We start from the raw sequence: 16,593 nt of genomic DNA, 5'->3' as shown, positions 1-16,593 counted from the left end.
AATTCTATTGTTGTTTGAACTCGATTGTTCCGCTGGTATCGCCTAAAAGAGTTCCTTTGGCAATACTTTGTTGAACAACAAAGCCGTCACCGACAAGTTTGAATTTCTTACCGGTCAATTGTACAAATTTTAACACATCGGATTTCGACCAACCAGTAAGATCAGGCATGGTCATAGCACCATTGGTCAAAAGCAGCACACGCGAATCGCGCAGTGCCTTGGTTCCACTCGCTGGTAATTGTTGAACAACTTTATTGCCTGTGCCAATTGTGGCAACGTCAAAGCCGGCCTTTTTCACGGTATCCTGTGCGGTGGTTAACGCAGCATTCGTCACTGCAGGAACATCAGCCGTATTGGTGTCTTTTGCGACGGTGCCGTTGGCGGTTGTATCAAGCGCCCGTTGCATCATCGGTTTGAAAATGCTGGCCAAAATTGTTTCAGCCGGCTCCGTCATTTTTTGTGGCTGTTTCATGGTGACATAAAGCACATATTTCGGATCCGAAGCCGGCGCAATACCGGCCACACTAAAGATGTAGTTAGAATCACCGGTGAGGTAACCGCCTTGCGGACTGGCAATCTGTCCGGTACCGGTTTTAACCGCTAAATCAACGCCTGGCATTTTATACGCAACCCCGGTACCATCTTCATCGTTAACAACGTGTCGCATGGCGTCAATGACCTGAGCGGCGGTTTCTTTGGAAATGGGCTGACCGACAACTTCAGGTTTATAGACCGTTTCTTTGCCATTCTTGTGCACGACCTTGGACACAATTTGTGGCTTCAGCATTTTACCGTCATTGGAAACCGCACTAATCGCCTGCATCATTTGCATGACATTCACTTCAATGCCTTGCCCAAACGAGGTGATCGCCTGGTCCAGCGGCTGGGCAAAACTGATCCGCCCATTGGTTTCGCCTGGCAAAGTGATGCCGGTTTTTTGGCCAAATTTAAATTTATCTAAATAACTCTTCCAGACGCCGGCACCCATTTCCTGTTCGATTTTCACCATGCCGACATTACTCGACAATGGAAAAGCTTTGCTCAGCGGAATCGAACCCCAGCCGCCAGTGCGCCAGTCATTGACCGTTCCGCCGTCAAGCTTCACGGAACCGGATTGGTAATATTCATTTGGGTGATACTTGCCGCTCTGAATAGCCGATGCCAAGGTGACAATTTTCATAACGGACCCCGGTTCGTAATTGTCCTCAACCAAGGAATCCCGCCACATGTCGCCTAACCCTTCACCGGTTGACGCATCGAATGTCGGTCGCTGGCTGGCTGCCAAAATTTTGCCGGTTTTGGCACTCATCAAAACCGCCGTCAACCCTTTTGGTTCATATTTGGTTTGGACATCCGTCATCAGCGTTTCCAAATAGGATTGAAGGCCACTGTCCAGCGTGGTGTAAACCGTTCCACCATTAACCGGCGTTTTTAACTTGGTTTTGGCATTGGGCAGCTTGTACCCATAAGCATCGGTTTCGCTGCGGCGATAACCGTTGTCCCCTGCAAGAACCGTGTTGAATTGCTTTTCCAGTCCCATGACGCCGGTCAGCCCGCTGCCTTTATCCTGAGCTTGGGCAATGCCAATCACATGGCTTGCAAAGACGCCGTTAGGATACAGACGCGACGGGGTTTCCCGAAAATGGATCCCCGGCAGTTTTTCCGCGTCAATTTGCTTTTTAATTGCCAGACTCAATTTGGTGCCGGGAGTTCCAAACTCGACTTGGAAGACATGCTTTTTGGTCGGATTTAAACGCGCCAGAATCTTATCTTCACTGATCGCCAAATAACGGCTCAACACTTTGGCCGTTTTTGCCTTGTCGGTGACGTAATCAGGCTTATCACCATTCTTATTTTGTTTATCAAGAATGGCATAAATCGTATACGTATTTGAGTCTTCGGCAATCACATTGCCAGTGCGATCCAAAATAGCACCGCGCTGCGCCTGCAGAACCGTATCCGTACGATATTGTTTTTGCCGCTGCTTGGCCAGGTTGTTAGAATCCACTTCGCCAACCGTGGCAACAAAAGAAAAACGAAGAACGAAGCCACCGAGAATCAGGAGCGTAAACCCGATCAGTCCGATACCAAATAACTTACGATTCCGGGCTGGATGTGCATTCGTTGATCGTTTTGATTTGAAAAGTTTCATTGATTATCAACACGCTTTATATTGCCATTAATGATTTTAAACCCATGTGCTTTTGCGAAAGCATCGAGTCGTTCCGAATTAGAGAGCTCACCAATTTCCTGCTTGAGATTCGCGGTTGCCTGCGATTGCTTCATAATGCGCGCTTGTAAATCTTCGTATTGGCGCTGGGTATTGCTCAGGCGGTTTTGCATGAACAGACAGACCACACAAACAACCGTGGCCAAAACACCACAGGCGAACATCAAGGTTTTTTCGAATCCGCTAAAAGCGATATGTGTTTGTGGCGCGGGTTCGTTAACTGTTTTATGTACCGGTTTAGGCGCCGGTTGCTGCACCAAAGGTCTTGCTGTACTCTCAAGCATTTATTGTACCCCCTAGTTGCGAATTTTTTCGATAACTCTGAGCTTAGCGCTATGTGCACGGTGGTTTTCGACCAACTCATCAGCGCTTGGTAAAATCGGCTTGCGCGTGACCAAGCGATAGTGCGGCTGGGCAGATGCCGGAACAACCGGCAAACCGCGGGGAACGTCTTGAACTGACGAAACTTCCTTAAACATGGTCTTAACCAGCCGATCTTCTAACGATTGAAAAGTGATCACGCTGATACGCCCATCGACATTGAGTAACTTCAATGCCTGCTCTAACGATGATTCCAGTGCTGACAGTTCGTCATTGACCGCAATGCGAATCGCCTGAAACACTTTCTTGGCGGGGTGACCACCGGTGCGCCGCGCCTTGGCAGGAATCCCCGCCTTAATCAAATCCACGAGCTGAAAGGTTGTGGTAATCGGCCCCTCAGCCCGGGCTTGCTCGATTCGCCGCGCAATCTGTTTGGAAAAATGCTCCTCCCCATAGCGCGAGAAGATGCGAACCAGCTCAGCATATGGCCATTCATTCACAATGGTCTTGGCGTCGAGCTTCTGCCGCTGATCCATCCGCATGTCCAGCGGTGCATCGAAACGGTAGGAAAAGCCGCGCTTGGAATCATCAAATTGCGGTGATGAGACGCCGAGATCATACAAAATACCATCTACATGGCTAATGTTCAATTCAGCCAGTGCCGTCGTTAGTTCCCGAAAGTTACGGTGAACCAGCGTCAGTTGCGGCGGTAAATTGCCAAAGCTAGCGGTCACAGCAGCAATGGCGGCTTCATCCTGATCAAACGCGATCAAGCGCCCTGTTGTCAGTTGCTTTAAAATCTGACGGGTATGGCCGCCGCGTCCCAACGTAGCATCGACATAGATGCCATCCGGTTTCACGGCTAAAGCTGCCGTTGCTTCTTTTAATAGAACCGTTTCATGTTTGAATTCTGTCATCACTACAACCCAAAGTCCGTTAAGTTTTCCGAAATATCATCAAAGTTTTCTTCAGCCGTGTCAGCAAATTCCTGCCAGCGCTCGGCATCCCAAACTTCAATGCGAGTATTGACACCGACAAGCACGCATTCCTTCTTCAATGCGGCGTGTTTAAACAGTGACTTAGGAATGTTAATCCGCCCCTGCTTGTCAATCTCACACTCAGTTGCGGCCGAAAAAAGAAAGCGGGTAAAGGTACGGGCATCTTTTTTGGCTAACGGTAACGTTGCCAGTTTGGCCTGAAGCTTGTCCCATTCAGCTATTGGATAACCGAAAAGGCAGCCGTCCATACCACGAGTTAACACAAACGATGCCCCCAGTTGCTCACGGAATTTAGCTGGAATAATCAGACGCCCTTTAGCGTCGATACTGCGTTCAAATTCACCCATGAGCATAGCTGGCACCTCCCTACGATTTTTAGTCTACCACAACGCCCCACTCTTCTCCACATCTAACCACAATTGAAACAAAATTTAGTTATTTTATGTTTTAAAAAACCTTTAAGACGCAAAAAAGTCCGTGATCACAAGGATCACGGACTTTTTTAAAACGTGGGTAGAAAGTGGGGACTTATCCCAAAAAGTAGATCAATATACCGCCAAACCACCAACAAGTGGTGGCCAATGAGAGGATTCGGGTCAACATACGCCAATAACGGTGGATAATGAGATCATATTCACGAACGACCTGCCAGATAACCAGGATCAAAGCGATCACCATGGCCGTAAACAAAATCACCCAAATAAAATTCGGGGTTTTCGTAAAAGTCAGCTGGAAAATCGCCCAAAAATTAACCACTGTCAATAAGAAGAACCAAGAACCGCCATGAAAGTCAAAGTACACGACTGCCGCGACAACCATGCACCACACTAAAATCGGCAATCCCAACGCGAGCAACACCATGATAAGTCCCCCTGGAGGCAGCCGCCTGAAGCGCTGTCTGTTGATACTATTCTAATTAACCCTACCCAAAGCGAGGATAAGCGTCAAGCTTGATTTAGTTGAAGATGGACCATTGCAGTGGCAACCCATGCCGAACCATTTCAACGCCACTGTCATTCACCACAAAGTAGAACTTTGCGAACCGTTAAAAAATGGCAACTTTTTCAAAATCCCCCCAGCATCTCAGTTGCCGATCCTTGCAAAAACCAGTACAATGAGAGCCAGCAGAATAACAAAGGTGGTGTTTTCGGTGCAGAAAAAGAAAAAGTCTAAATTTCAAAAAATGACGATCATCAGCGCTTGGGTGATGATTATCATTACTGTGCTCGGCGTCGTTCTCGGTGCCCTCGCTAGTTTGCAACTTATCTAAACCGATCACCCAAGGACCATCGTAGAATAACTTGCTAAAAAGACCTAACGACACGATTCGTCTGTCGCTAGGCCTTTTTTCTTGTGCTCGCACCGGTTGTGTCACAGAATCGGGGCCAACAACCGCGAGAGTTCCTCCCCCAGTCGAGCAGGCCGTTTTTTGGCATCGATAACCTTTTGCGTATACGGCATTGCCCGCTCCATGTCGGCAAGGAAAAGTTTCTGAAACGTTTTACCGATCCGGTGATCATAAATGAACGCGGCAATTTCAAAGTTTAACTTAAAGGAGCGAATGTCAAAGTTGGCGGTTCCGGTAGAAACGTATTTACCATCGACCACAATGGTTTTGGCATGCAGGAAACCTTCCTCATACAAGAACGCCTGACCACCATTAGCCACGACTTGATTCAGGTAAAACTGCGAAGCTTTGGCCATCAGTTCCTGATTGGTTTTCTTGGGAATCATAACGCGGACATCGACACCGGCGTTGGCCGCGATTGTCAAGGCATCCAGTAAACTGTCATCCGGCACGAAATACGGCGACTCGATCCAGATACTGCGCTTAGCCTGATTGATGAGACCCAGATAGCCCAGTTTAATCGCTTCAACCTGCTGCTCCGGTCCTCCGGCAACCACTTGCATCGTTGTATTGCCGGTGACAACCGGTTCGCGGAAAAGAACATCAACATCTTTAACCTGTTGCTTTCTGCTGGTCCCATTCCAATCCATCAGGAAACGCGCTTGAATCACAGCGACCGCCTTGCCTTGAATCCGGAGCTGGGTATCACGCAACGTAGGCAAGCCGTGATGCTCCTTACCTAAATTAAAGCCGCCCAAATAGGCTAGATGTCCATCAATGACAATCAGCTTACGATGGTTCCGAAAATTAATCCGGGGGTTCCACCGCCCAAGTTTCGTCGCGACAAACCGCTCGACCTGGCCACCGGCATCCGTCAATCCTTTCCAGAAACTGATCGGCAAGCCATGAGAACCAAAAGTGTCGTACAAAACGCGTACGGTAACACCGGCATGCGCCTTTTCAATTAATAAATCCCGTAACTGCCGGCCCACTGCATCCGGCTGAATCGTGTAAGCTTCAATATGAATGTGCTCGGTCGCTAACCCGATGTCTTCAAACAGTTGCTTGAAAAAAGCTTCGCGTAACGCCAAAACCTGAACCTCATTATGGGTGGTCACCAAAGCATCATCGGCCCGCAGTAACGTGCGAACCAGCTCAGAAACGCCGCCGCTACCAGGGGTGCCAATTAACGGCTGGCCGGCTGCAAGTGCTTTTTGCTGCTGAACGACCAAGTCATTGATGCCTAAAAGTCGTTGCGTCATCAAGTCTTGCATGCGATTAGCCCGCAGCTTACGGCCAAACACAAAATAAATGATAAAACCCACAAACGGCAGCAGCATCAATACCAACAGCCACGCCCATACTGCAGAGATGTCACGATGCGAGCGAAAAACCGTCACAATCGCAATCAACGCATTCACAAGATAAAGCCCGCCAAAAATCAGCCCAAGCCACATAAACTTGCCTCCTCGCCAGATTCACGCTACAAGATGCCATATCAGACTGCTTGTCAGCCAATCGCATGGCAATGATTATACTTTACTTTACCGACAAGGCAGCGTAAAAGTCCAGTGGTACTGACGTAACGACGGCTCATTCTCGCTCCGTTTTCTTTCTAAAGATTGGTGCCGTACCCACATCCTCTGACAATAAAAACGCTAGGGGAAATGCTACGGTAAGATGAATCAGTGCCTGCCACAGCATAACTCTCAGCGTTTATAAATGATTGATCAGTGATGACATGTTACTACCCAAAACTCATCCGACCGCACTCGCCACTCACTCTTCAACTTTACCGAACCACTTCTTTTGCAGTTTTGCGATGGTGCCATCAGCCTTCAATGCCTTCAAGCCGGCATTAATTTTGCCGCGCAAGACATGGTCGGATTTACGCATCCCCACAGCAAAATCTTCTGGCGGAAACGGATCGTTAACAATGTGATAGCTTGACGGGTCCGCTTTGTGGGCAATGTAATAACGCGCATAAACCTCATCCATCAAAATCCCCTGAATCCGCCCCGCGTCTAAATCAATAAAGGCATCATTGAACGTATCGTAAAGAATTGGGGTTTTGTTGGCAATCATGTTCTTTAGAATCTTCGGTTGCGCGTCCAGGTCAAACGCACCACTTGATCCCGTCTGCACGCCTAGGGTTTTCCCTTTCATATCCTGCAACGAGTTGATCTGACTCTTGGTTTTGGTAACCAGAATCTGGTGGTTAATCAGGTAGTTATCGGAAAAGGCGACCTTTTCTTTGCGTTCCGGCGTGACCGAATAGCCGTTCCAAATTAAGTCAATGGTTTGATTTTTCAGTTCGGTTTCTTTCATGGACCAGTCAATTGTCTGAAAATCAGCTTTGATGCCATAGCGCTTAAAGACGGCCTTTGCCAAATCAATGTCATATCCGGCCAGCTGACCGTTCTTTTGGCGAAAGCCCATCGGAACGAACGTATCGTCCAAGCCGATGACGACTTTTTTAGTGCGCTCAATCCGCGGCCAGGAATTGCTGACGGTTTCGCGCGCACAGCCGCTAATGATAAAGCCTGCCATGGCCAAAATGACCATGACGGCTAATAAAATTCGCCGTTTCATTGGCCATCACCGCCTTTGCCAACGTGATAAGTCGTGTCCGCAACACTCTTGGCAAAGTCCATATCATGGGTCACCACGACCTGCGTCATCCCGGAAGCCTTAAACTGATTAACCATCTCAGCCACGTTCTCCCGCAACAACGGATCCAGTGCGCTGGTCGGTTCATCATACAAAAGAATTTGTGGATTCAACGCCAACGCCCGCGCGATCGCGACCCGTTGTTTTTGCCCACCGGAAAGTGAATACGGATATGCCTGAGCCTGATCGCTTAACGCCAATTGATCCAGTAATTTCTTGGCAGTCGCATCTGCCTGCTGTTGATCGATTCCTTGCAATGTTGGTGCCAGCGTGATATTCCGCATCACAGACAAATTCGGAAAAAGTTCGAAGTTCTGAAACACAACACCGATGATCCCTTGTTTACGCATGGCCTGCGCGGTTGTCGGCTCGCCGTTCCAGATCATGGTACCTGAATCAGCCTGTTCCAGTCCGCTGATAATCCGCAGCAAAGTTGTTTTCCCGGCACCGCTGGGACCAACGATCGCTAGGGTTTTACCATCTTCAATGGTCACTGTGACATTTTTCAAAACCGGTCGGCCGTTAAAAGATTTGTTGATATTTTTCAGTTCTAACATGTTCGACGCCTCCTAGCGATAGTATGAAAATGCTGCTTCGATCCGTTTTTGCAGGAACGTCAGGATCAGCGTCAGCAACAGGTAAATGACCCCGACCAGCACAAGCGGCAACAAGGTGACATCGCGGGCACTGGCAATATTCCCGGCCCGCAGCAGATCGCCTAAGCCGATGACATAGACCAGGCTGGAATCCTTCACGAGGTTGATGACTTCGTTACCGATGGACGGCAACACGATTTTAACGACTTGCGGAATAACGACATACCGCAATGCCTGCCAGCGCGTCATGTTTAAAACGGTGCTAGCTTCAAATTGGCCTTCATCAACGGCCCCAAAGCCGCCACGGAAGATTTCCGCGAAGTAGGCAGCGTAATTTAGAATAAAGGCAACTAAAGCCGCCGAGAATCGATCAAAAACAATCCCGACAATCGGTAAGCCATAAAAGATAAACATCAATTGCAACAATAATGGCGTGCCCCGAAAGACCCAAACGTAACCTTCCAAAAGACCCTTTCCTGCCTTGCCCAGAATCGATTTAGGTTTGGGAATCAGTCCCACTGATAAAATCAAGCCAAGTGGAATGGCGCCAATCAACGTGATGGCAAAAATCCCCAAAGTCATTTTCACACCAGATAATAAGGCCGGTAAAATCTGAAAAATATAAGTCATGGTGCTTCCTCCTTCAAATCCGTGACAACTTTACTGCCATGGTTTCTGTTCATTTTATTAAACGCGTTTTGTGGTTGGCGGGCCGCAACCGGTGACCGACTGATAATGCAAAAAAAGCGTCCTCTTGCATCAAGCAAGAGGACGCTTTTTGCGCGGTACCACCTCAATTTGCCGACTGTTCACACAGTCGACCTCATGTGGTTGAAATCAACTTCATAATCATCATTCGAAATCGCAGTCATAAAAAAATCCTCTTACAGCAAGCTGCTGTAAGAGGACGGCCTAAACCGCGGTTCCACCTCAGATTTACCAATTGCTCACACAATCAGTCTCATGTAGTTATTTCAACCACGGCGATAACGAGCCCAACCGAGACGACCTACTAAGGTTCAATCGCCCACTCATGGATGTGTGATCAACGGATGACTGCCCGGTTCCCATCAACCCGGACTCGCTTAAAATCATGACCGCTCATCGATTCCACTCAACGCTTTAATGAATTGTCACTAAATTACACCGAAAATCATCGAAAGTCAACTATTCCTAAAAATTCGTGCAGCTTTTCGTCGGAAAACTGATGGCCGAATTCCAACGTCGACGCACCACACCGTGTGGCTTAATTAGTTATGCCGATGAAAAAGTTTTGACCAGAAGCCTTGCTTTTTAAGGCGAATGTCCATTAACGGCACGCTGTCGCCCAACAGTCGCCGGGCAATATTGCGGTAACCTTTGCTGGCCAAATCATCCGGATCCATCACAATCGCTTCACCTTTGTTTGAGCTCTCAATCACACCGTCATCATCAACGATAATGCCCAGCAAATCGAGTCCCAGATGACTGGTGATTTCGTCAATGTCCATCGAGCGGCCATCTGCCAGCATATTTTGCCGAATACGGTTGATGATCAATCGCGGTTTCAGCGGCATATCCCGCTGTTCAAGCAAACCAACCACCCGATCGGCATCACTGACTGCCGAAATTTCCGGTGTGGTCACCACAATCGCCCCATCGGCAGCACCCGTCGCATTGCGAAAGCCTTGCTCAATACCGGCAGGCGAATCAAGAATGATATAGTCAAAATCCGGCCGCAACTGTTCAACAATTTCGACAACCTGCTCGGGCTCTATGGCATCCTTTTCAGCATTTTGCGCCGCTGGCAATAAGTATAAAAGGTCATCAAAGCGTTTGTCTTTGATCAAGGCTTGATGCAATTTAGCCCGGCCGGTTGCGACATCGACAATGTCATAAATAATCCGATTAGATAGCCCCATGACCACGTCCAAATTACGCAAGCCAATATCAAGGTCCAATAAAACCACCCGCTTGCCCTGCAAAGCCAATGCGGTGCCGATGTTGGCCGAGGTGGTCGTTTTACCAACACCACCTTTACCGGAAGTAACCACTAACGCTGTACCCATCTACATTGCCTCCATTTGCTTGAATAATCGCGGCCGAAGATTCGCCAGTTCAGCCATTTTGGCGTGTGTCATTGTATGTAACTCACTTAAATAAGCGACTGGCTTGAGCGGATCATAGTGATCAGCGACAATCTCGATCACATCGGCAATCCGCACCTGGCTGGCCCCTTCAAGATCGCCAACCACAACGGCGCGCGTATCCCCTTGGCTGCCAGCCTGCACCACGCCGCTGACCTTACCCATCACAAAAACATTCCCGGAAGCACATAAGGTCGCACCGGCATGCAGATCGCCCAAGAACAGCACATCACCCATGATATCAATCGTTTGGCCAGACCGAATCACCCCACCAATACGATGCGTCATTTTGGCCGTGACCATATCTGCCACCACATCTTTGTCAACGACCGCACTGGTAATGCCGTTGATTGAAAAACGCGGATAATCGGCGAAAACCGATTGAATTTGGGTAAGCTGCTCTTCAGTCAACAAACGATTACCGGTTTCCAGGCGATAACTGACTTCACCAGTCGGCGTTTCTTCATACAACTTTCCCAGTAACGTTTTCAGCGTCCCGATGATCTGCATAAAATCCGCCGTATCTTGAAGCTGCAGTGCCAGACTGTCATTTCGACCTTTTAAGACCACACTGTCCACATCATCACCCCAAACTATTCTTCCGCTAAGTTAATCAATACCCGATGCAATGGACCATACACAATGACGAAAAGAATCAGGTTGACCGTCAACCCCGGCCCCAAATGATTGGCAATCAGCATCACCACACTGGAACTACCATAGCCAATAAAATGATTCACAAAATAATTGGCGACACCATACAGCAGCAGCGCAATGATATACACCATCCCGACAAAAACCGCGGTGTGCGGAATGTACGGCCGAATCTGACGCACGATATAAATCACTAACGCGAACAATAAAGCATTGACGCCTAATATGCCGGTGTAAAAACTGTCAAAAATCAACCCGATCAAAGCGGCAATCCAGGTCGTGTACTTCTCTTCCGGAACTAGCAGGGTCACCATAACCAAGCCTAACAAAGTCAGCTGCGGCGTACCCATAAAACTCGGCCGCATAATCCACTGGGCTAATACGGATGCCAGACTGCCATCAATTAATAACAGCAAAAGCAGGATTGAAATAATCCACCAATGCCCTGTAAAGTGTTTTTCGTTCAACATATATCAGTCACCCTTGATTGTCCGCGAAATGACCGTCACAACCGTTACATCATTGAGATTCGCAGCCGGTGACAGATAAACGGTATTGGCAAGCCCATAGTCATCTTTTTTAACACTAGTGACTTCTCCGATAAGCAAGCCTTTAGGGGTCATGCCGCCCAAGCCGCTGGTCACGACTTTATCGCCTTTTTTAATCGCATGCTCGCTGTTCAGTTCGCCAAGAACCAAGTCACCCGACTTTTCGTCATAGCCAGTGATGATCCCGTTAACTTCTTTATCCTCACTCGTTTCAACGGCGGCAGCGACGCGATCACTGGACTTATTGGCAGTCGATAGCATTTCGACTTTTGAACTGGTTCGATTGACTTCAACGATCCGCCCGACCAATCCGGATCCGGCCATCACCGGCATGCCTTTTTTAACCCCTGCCGCGCTGCCTTGATTAATCACCACCATGTTCCGCCAATCACTCGGTGTTCGCAAAATAACGGCGGCGCTGATCTGCGAGTAATCAGTCAAAGTACCGTTCAATTTCAACTGTTGTTTCAGCTGTTTGTTTTCGCGTTTCAGGGTTTGAACCTGTACTTTGGTCTGGGCCAGACTATCTAGCTGTTGTTTCAGGTGTTGATTCTCCTGGAACGTATCCATCAGGCTATGCACGTCATCCAACCCGTTGCGGGCAAAATCCCCTGGTAAGGCAACCAACCGGCCACCGATGCCAACAACATCATTGGCAATCCGCTGAATAAACGGCGGGGTGTTGCGATTATTGCTCGCATAAATCGACCCAGCGACCAGACCAATACTGACCAGCAAAGCGATCATGAGGGCGATCAATTTTTTATTGGAAAAGAATTTCTGCATTGGTTCCTCCGTCACACTCGCGAAAAGAGGCCAGGATCCTTCATCCCAGCCTCTTGCCACACGCAAACCATCTTCATTTATGGGCTGTTAACGTTTCTTTAAAACGTCAATATTCTTCAACGATTCGCCAGTTCCGATCGCAACGCAATCCAGCGGGTCTTGCGCGATGAAAACCGGTACTTTGGTTTCATCGGAAATGACATCCGGCAGATGCTTCAAAAGCGCCCCGCCACCAGTTAGCACAATACCGTGATCAATCACATCAGCCGCAATTTCCGGAGACGTTTCTTCCAGCGTCTCTTTAATAGCCGTGATGATGTCAAGCACATTTTCATGAATCGCCGAGGCAATGTCCGTCGCCGAAATGTCAATCGTCTTAGGCAGACCACTTAACAAATCGCGGCCGCGAACGGTCATCCCGTCAATGTCAGCGGCTTTTTCAACCGATGCCGACCCGATTTGAATTTTCATCGCTTCAGCGGTTCGTTCGCCGATTAATAAATTAAAATTCTGTCGCAAATGATTGATAATGGCTTCGTCAAACTTATCGCCAGCCACCCGAATGGAGCGACTCGAAACGATGCCGCCTAATGAAATCGTGGCAACATCGGTTGTGCCGCCACCGATATCAACGACCATACTGCCTGTCGGGTCCATAACCGGCAAGCCGGCACCGATCGCCGCGGCGTATGGTTCTTCAATCACAAACGCATCCCGTGCACCAGCTACTTTAGCCGCATCAATGACGGCACGCTTTTCAACTTCGGTAACCCCACTTGGTACGCAAATCATCACCTGCGGATGGCTGCCATTACCCAATGCTTTTTGCATGAAGTATTTCAACATGGCCGCAGTTGTGTCGTAGTCAGCGATGACCCCATCTTTCATTGGTCGGATCGCCACGATATTGGTCGGGGTACGACCGATCATGTCGCGGGCTTCTTCACCAACGGCAATGACTTCTTCCGTCTGGGTATTCTTCGCGACCACGGAAGGCTCATTTAAGACAATGCCCTTGCCGTCGACGTAAACTAAGGTATTTGCGGTGCCAAGATCGATCCCGATATTCTTTGATCCAAATCCAAACAAGACGTTCTCTCCTTATGCTGACTCATTTCGTATTAACTCCATGCATTATAGCATATTTATTTCTGTGACAAAATGTGAAACCGCCTGATTTTGGCACCTTACCCCCAATTTCAAAAAACCTTACAATTTTCTTGAATTAATTAAAGTCAGGATCGTCTCGGGCAAAAGAATAAAACGCCTTCCCGCCGATAATCAAATGATCCAGCAAATTCATCCCTAGCAACGCCGCTGCCAACTGGAAACGCGTTGTCGTGTCACGATCTGCCTGACTCGGCGCCGGATCGCCACTGGGATGATTGTGAACCATAATGAGATTTGTAGCACTCAACTTTAATGCTTCACGAAATACCACCCGCGGATCGGCCAATGCGGAATCGACCGTACCAATCGCCACAGTTTGCTCGGTAATAATCTGATTTTTGACATCTAAAAACAAAATCAGCATGGACTCCTGATTAGCACCGGCAAAACGCGAAACCATGGTCTTACCCAACTGTTCGCTATTTTTAATCTGCCCATAACGCAAGGATTGTCGGCGCATGACGCGGCGACCCAGTTCCACACCAGCCAAAATACTGGCGCGTTTGGCCGCACCTAAGCCGCGAATGTGATCCAGTGAGTCACCATCACCTTCCGCCAAACCTTGTAATGCCGGATAAGTTGCCAACACCTCACTCACGATTTCTTTGACCGGATAATGCTGGTTTCCCGCCCGCACAATCAGTTGCAGCAATTCCGCATCTGTCAGTGCTGCCGGTCCGTGCGCCAATAACCGTTCACGCGGTTGTTCAGTTGCATCTGCCATCGTTTTCCCCCTGGTAGCACACGTACAGGTCGCATCAGTTCAAGTCGCATATTGCGTTTCGAGCTGATGCTGATTGAATGTCCTGGTTGCGCGCTGCGATTTTGAGCCAATTCATGACTCACTAGGAAGATTACGCAAATGTGCCATGCTTTTGCAGCCAGTCCGGCAGTTCGGTGATAGATGATAAAATAGCGGTCGCTTTCTCATCCGGTTGCTGGGCAATACCGGGAATCATGACCACAGGCAGGCCAGCTCCCTCTGCGGCCGCCACCCCGACGTGCGTGTCTTCGATGACGATCGCCGGGCCAGCGCCTAAATGCCTTTTCATGACCTGATACACTTCGGGATCCGGCTTATGCGCCTCGACATCACTGCCGGTCAAAATCGGGTCAAACCAGTCTTGCCAACCGGCTGCTGCCAAAACCACATCAACATAATGTTGAGCGCTACTAGTTGCCAATGCCAGCCGATAACGAGCAGCCTGCAGCGTTCTCAAGGCTTCATCAGCTCCTGGCAACACAAAATCGGCACCATTGCGAATCCGATCCAACACATCCTTGGTCGAAAATTCTTGAAACCACGCAGCATTTTCCGACCCCACAAGATCTGCAATAATCTTGGCTTCGTTTGGCCCCGCCGAACCGACTAACGGGCGAAAATCATCTTCGGTTCGCTTCAATCCCAACTCAGCTGCGGCGCGCACGTTGCTTTGAAGATAAATTGCTTCGGTATCAACCAAGGTTCCGTCCAGATCAAAAATCACGGTTGTTGTCATGACTTTCCCTCCAATAAAGTTTGACGCACGGCAGCAGCAAGATACAAGGACCCAGTGATCACAATCGGTTGTTCCGGGTCATTATCCAAGCTGGCTGCCAATGCCGCCTGCCATGAGTCTTTTAACTGTCCTTCATGAAGCCTTTGGTACCCGGCTTCAGGTAATGCACGTGGCGTCCCCGGCACTGGCACGAGGTAAACAGTCGCAAATGCCCGTGTCAGCATATCTGCCATCGATGCATAATCCTTATCGGCCAAAATACCGGCAATCACCGTAACCGGTCCGGAAAACAGTTCATGCAACGCGACGACCAAACCCTTGATACCGTCCGGATTATGCGCACCATCCAGAACAATAAACGGCGAATCGCTAATCTTCTCAAGCCGCGCCGGCCAGCGACTGGCCGCAAGTCCTTGGCGAATATCGCGCGCCGTTAATGGCCAATGGGTTACCTGTGCATAAATTTTAGCGGTTTTAATCGCAATCGCCATATTGCGCTGTTGATAGTCACCGACTAATGGTACGGTCAGATCCGCTAACGATCCGTCTTCATCCTGGTACGTCAACCGCTGTCCCCAGCCGTGCAGCTTGGCTTTGGGAACAGTGAAATCCCGACCGAAGCGAAACCACTGACTGCCGGTGGATTGTATTTTGACCGCTACCACTGCCGCTGCTTCGGGTACCAAGTCACCGGTAACGACCGGAACTCCGGGCTTGATAATGCCAGCCTTATGCGTCGCAATCGCCGTGATGGTATCCCCTAACAATTTCTGGTGATCCAGCGCCACCTCCGTCAACACACTCACAACCGGCGTGATGACATTGGTTGAATCGGTATCTCCACCAATGCCGACTTCGATAACTGCTACATCAACGCGGCGCTGACGAAAATACCAAAAAGCCAAGGCGGTGACAAATTCAAACTCGGTCACATTAAAGTCAGGCTGAGTGATGCGCAAGTCATCAAGTGCTGCCTGGGCGACCGCAACCGCCTGTACCAGTTCATCATCGGGGATCGGCACATGGTCAATCATCATGCGCTCATTAAAGCGCATAATAAATGGCGAGGTAAACAACCCCACTTCTAATCCGCTCGCTTCCAGCACGTGCGCAATGGCATTAGCCGTCGATCCTTTCCCGTTCGTGCCGGTAATGTGGATATAGTGACCTTTTTCCTGCGGGTCGCCGAGCGCATGCAACAATGTCAAAATACGACGATGATCGCCGGTTTTGGCTAAACGCGGAAAAGAATGAATATAAGCAACACTTTCAGAGTAGTTCATCGTTAACTTCCTTCAATCGTGACATCCATTCAGACACCGCCTCTGCAGCGCCTCAATATGGCTTAATCATACCAGAAAATGCTGGTCGGCTAGTTTACAGACAACAGAAATTTTGCTCGATTCATGGTGAATACACGGATTTACACGTATTGTAAAAAATCTTAGGCAATTATTCTGTCACCGTGCCAAACTCCGCAATCTCCGGCCAGATGGGGTGGCGACGCGAAGCTAGAGCGGAGGGCATAGCTGAGCCCCATCTGGCCTCCGATTGCTCCGCTTTGGCACTAACGTCTTAATAATCCAACGAATTCTCCTAGGAAAACTAGAAGCGGACATACTCCAGTTATAGTTGGAGTATGTCCGC

At 49.0% G+C, this 16,593-nt stretch carries 18 protein-coding genes; 1 reads left to right on the top strand and 17 read right to left on the bottom strand.

What is annotated here, in order from left to right; translation table 11 throughout:
* Positions 1 to 4: 4 nt before the first annotated feature.
* The 5 genes from LACPH_RS05905 to LACPH_RS05885 all read right to left on the bottom strand — a co-directional run bounded on the left by LACPH_RS05905 (position 5) and on the right by LACPH_RS05885 (position 4,410).
* Complete coding sequence (locus tag LACPH_RS05905) at positions 5 to 2,152, bottom strand: penicillin-binding protein (protein WP_274784781.1); 2,148 nt, start codon at positions 2,150 to 2,152, stop codon at positions 5 to 7.
* Positions 2,149 to 2,514 (bottom strand): cell division protein FtsL, encoded by a 366-nt coding sequence (ftsL, locus tag LACPH_RS05900; protein WP_049169714.1) that lies wholly within the window; start codon positions 2,512 to 2,514, stop codon positions 2,149 to 2,151. Before ftsL ends, LACPH_RS05905 begins: the two co-directional genes overlap by 4 nt.
* Positions 2,515 to 2,526: 12 nt before the next feature.
* A complete protein-coding gene (gene rsmH / locus LACPH_RS05895) occupies positions 2,527 to 3,468 on the bottom strand; it encodes a 16S rRNA (cytosine(1402)-N(4))-methyltransferase RsmH (RefSeq protein WP_274784780.1) in 942 nt (313 codons plus the stop codon).
* 2 nt (positions 3,469 to 3,470) lie between these two features.
* The gene (gene mraZ / locus LACPH_RS05890) at positions 3,471 to 3,902 is read right to left on the bottom strand and encodes a division/cell wall cluster transcriptional repressor MraZ (protein WP_010488673.1); all 432 of its coding nucleotides are present in this window, start codon (positions 3,900 to 3,902) and stop codon (positions 3,471 to 3,473) included.
* Positions 3,903 to 4,077: 175 nt separating this feature from the next.
* Entirely contained in the window at positions 4,078 to 4,410 is a 333-nt protein-coding gene (locus tag LACPH_RS05885; protein ID WP_025013188.1) for a hypothetical protein, read from the bottom strand.
* A 289-nt stretch (positions 4,411 to 4,699) separates the two neighbouring features.
* Between LACPH_RS05885 and LACPH_RS05880 the strand changes: the two genes are divergently transcribed.
* The gene (locus LACPH_RS05880) at positions 4,700 to 4,819 is read left to right on the top strand and encodes a DUF4044 domain-containing protein (RefSeq protein ID WP_003565145.1); all 120 of its coding nucleotides are present in this window, start codon (positions 4,700 to 4,702) and stop codon (positions 4,817 to 4,819) included.
* Positions 4,820 to 4,920: 101 nt separating this feature from the next.
* Here LACPH_RS05880 and cls read toward each other — a convergent pair whose 3' ends face one another.
* The 12 genes from cls to LACPH_RS05820 form a co-directional block, all read right to left on the bottom strand.
* Positions 4,921 to 6,354, bottom strand: coding sequence for a cardiolipin synthase (cls, locus tag LACPH_RS05875; RefSeq protein ID WP_274784779.1), 1,434 nt, complete (start codon positions 6,352 to 6,354; stop codon positions 4,921 to 4,923).
* 322 nt (positions 6,355 to 6,676) lie between these two features.
* Positions 6,677 to 7,489 (bottom strand): amino acid ABC transporter substrate-binding protein, encoded by an 813-nt coding sequence (locus LACPH_RS05870; RefSeq protein ID WP_274784778.1) that lies wholly within the window; start codon positions 7,487 to 7,489, stop codon positions 6,677 to 6,679.
* Positions 7,486 to 8,124, bottom strand: coding sequence for an amino acid ABC transporter ATP-binding protein (locus LACPH_RS05865; RefSeq protein WP_087912050.1), 639 nt, complete (start codon positions 8,122 to 8,124; stop codon positions 7,486 to 7,488). The genes LACPH_RS05870 and LACPH_RS05865 overlap by 4 nt, the downstream gene beginning before the upstream one ends.
* Positions 8,125 to 8,136: 12 nt before the next feature.
* Positions 8,137 to 8,793, bottom strand: a complete 657-nt coding sequence (locus LACPH_RS05860) for an amino acid ABC transporter permease (protein ID WP_274784777.1) — start codon at positions 8,791 to 8,793, stop codon at positions 8,137 to 8,139.
* A 620-nt stretch (positions 8,794 to 9,413) separates the two neighbouring features.
* The gene (gene minD, locus LACPH_RS05855; RefSeq protein ID WP_010488690.1) at positions 9,414 to 10,211 is read right to left on the bottom strand and encodes a septum site-determining protein MinD; all 798 of its coding nucleotides are present in this window, start codon (positions 10,209 to 10,211) and stop codon (positions 9,414 to 9,416) included.
* Positions 10,212 to 10,868 (bottom strand): septum site-determining protein MinC, encoded by a 657-nt coding sequence (locus LACPH_RS05850; RefSeq protein WP_274784776.1) that lies wholly within the window; start codon positions 10,866 to 10,868, stop codon positions 10,212 to 10,214. It abuts the gene before it with no gap.
* Between the two features lie 14 nt (positions 10,869 to 10,882).
* Positions 10,883 to 11,413: a rod shape-determining protein MreD gene (gene mreD, locus LACPH_RS05845; RefSeq protein WP_049169706.1), complete on the bottom strand. Its 531-nt coding sequence runs from the start codon at positions 11,411 to 11,413 to the stop codon at positions 10,883 to 10,885.
* Between the two features lie 3 nt (positions 11,414 to 11,416).
* Complete coding sequence (mreC, locus tag LACPH_RS05840) at positions 11,417 to 12,277, bottom strand: rod shape-determining protein MreC (RefSeq protein WP_010488695.1); 861 nt, start codon at positions 12,275 to 12,277, stop codon at positions 11,417 to 11,419.
* Positions 12,278 to 12,364: 87 nt separating this feature from the next.
* The gene (locus tag LACPH_RS05835; protein ID WP_005684795.1) at positions 12,365 to 13,366 is read right to left on the bottom strand and encodes a rod shape-determining protein; all 1,002 of its coding nucleotides are present in this window, start codon (positions 13,364 to 13,366) and stop codon (positions 12,365 to 12,367) included.
* Between the two features lie 136 nt (positions 13,367 to 13,502).
* Positions 13,503 to 14,171, bottom strand: a complete 669-nt coding sequence (gene radC / locus LACPH_RS05830; RefSeq protein ID WP_274784775.1) for a RadC family protein — start codon at positions 14,169 to 14,171, stop codon at positions 13,503 to 13,505.
* A 130-nt stretch (positions 14,172 to 14,301) separates the two neighbouring features.
* The gene (locus LACPH_RS05825; protein WP_087912047.1) at positions 14,302 to 14,946 is read right to left on the bottom strand and encodes an HAD family hydrolase; all 645 of its coding nucleotides are present in this window, start codon (positions 14,944 to 14,946) and stop codon (positions 14,302 to 14,304) included.
* Positions 14,943 to 16,229 carry a bifunctional folylpolyglutamate synthase/dihydrofolate synthase gene (locus LACPH_RS05820; RefSeq protein ID WP_274784774.1) on the bottom strand — a complete coding sequence of 429 codons (1,287 nt, stop codon included), beginning with the start codon at positions 16,227 to 16,229 and terminating at the stop codon, positions 14,943 to 14,945. Before LACPH_RS05820 ends, LACPH_RS05825 begins: the two co-directional genes overlap by 4 nt.
* Positions 16,230 to 16,593: the final 364 nt, after the last annotated feature.

Source organism: Lacticaseibacillus parahuelsenbergensis (assembly GCF_030770265.1).
GTDB classification, from domain to species: Bacteria; Bacillota; Bacilli; order Lactobacillales; family Lactobacillaceae; genus Lacticaseibacillus; species Lacticaseibacillus casei.
The sequence above is the reverse complement of the archived record's forward strand: the minus strand, read 5'-3'. Positions and strand labels throughout refer to the sequence as shown.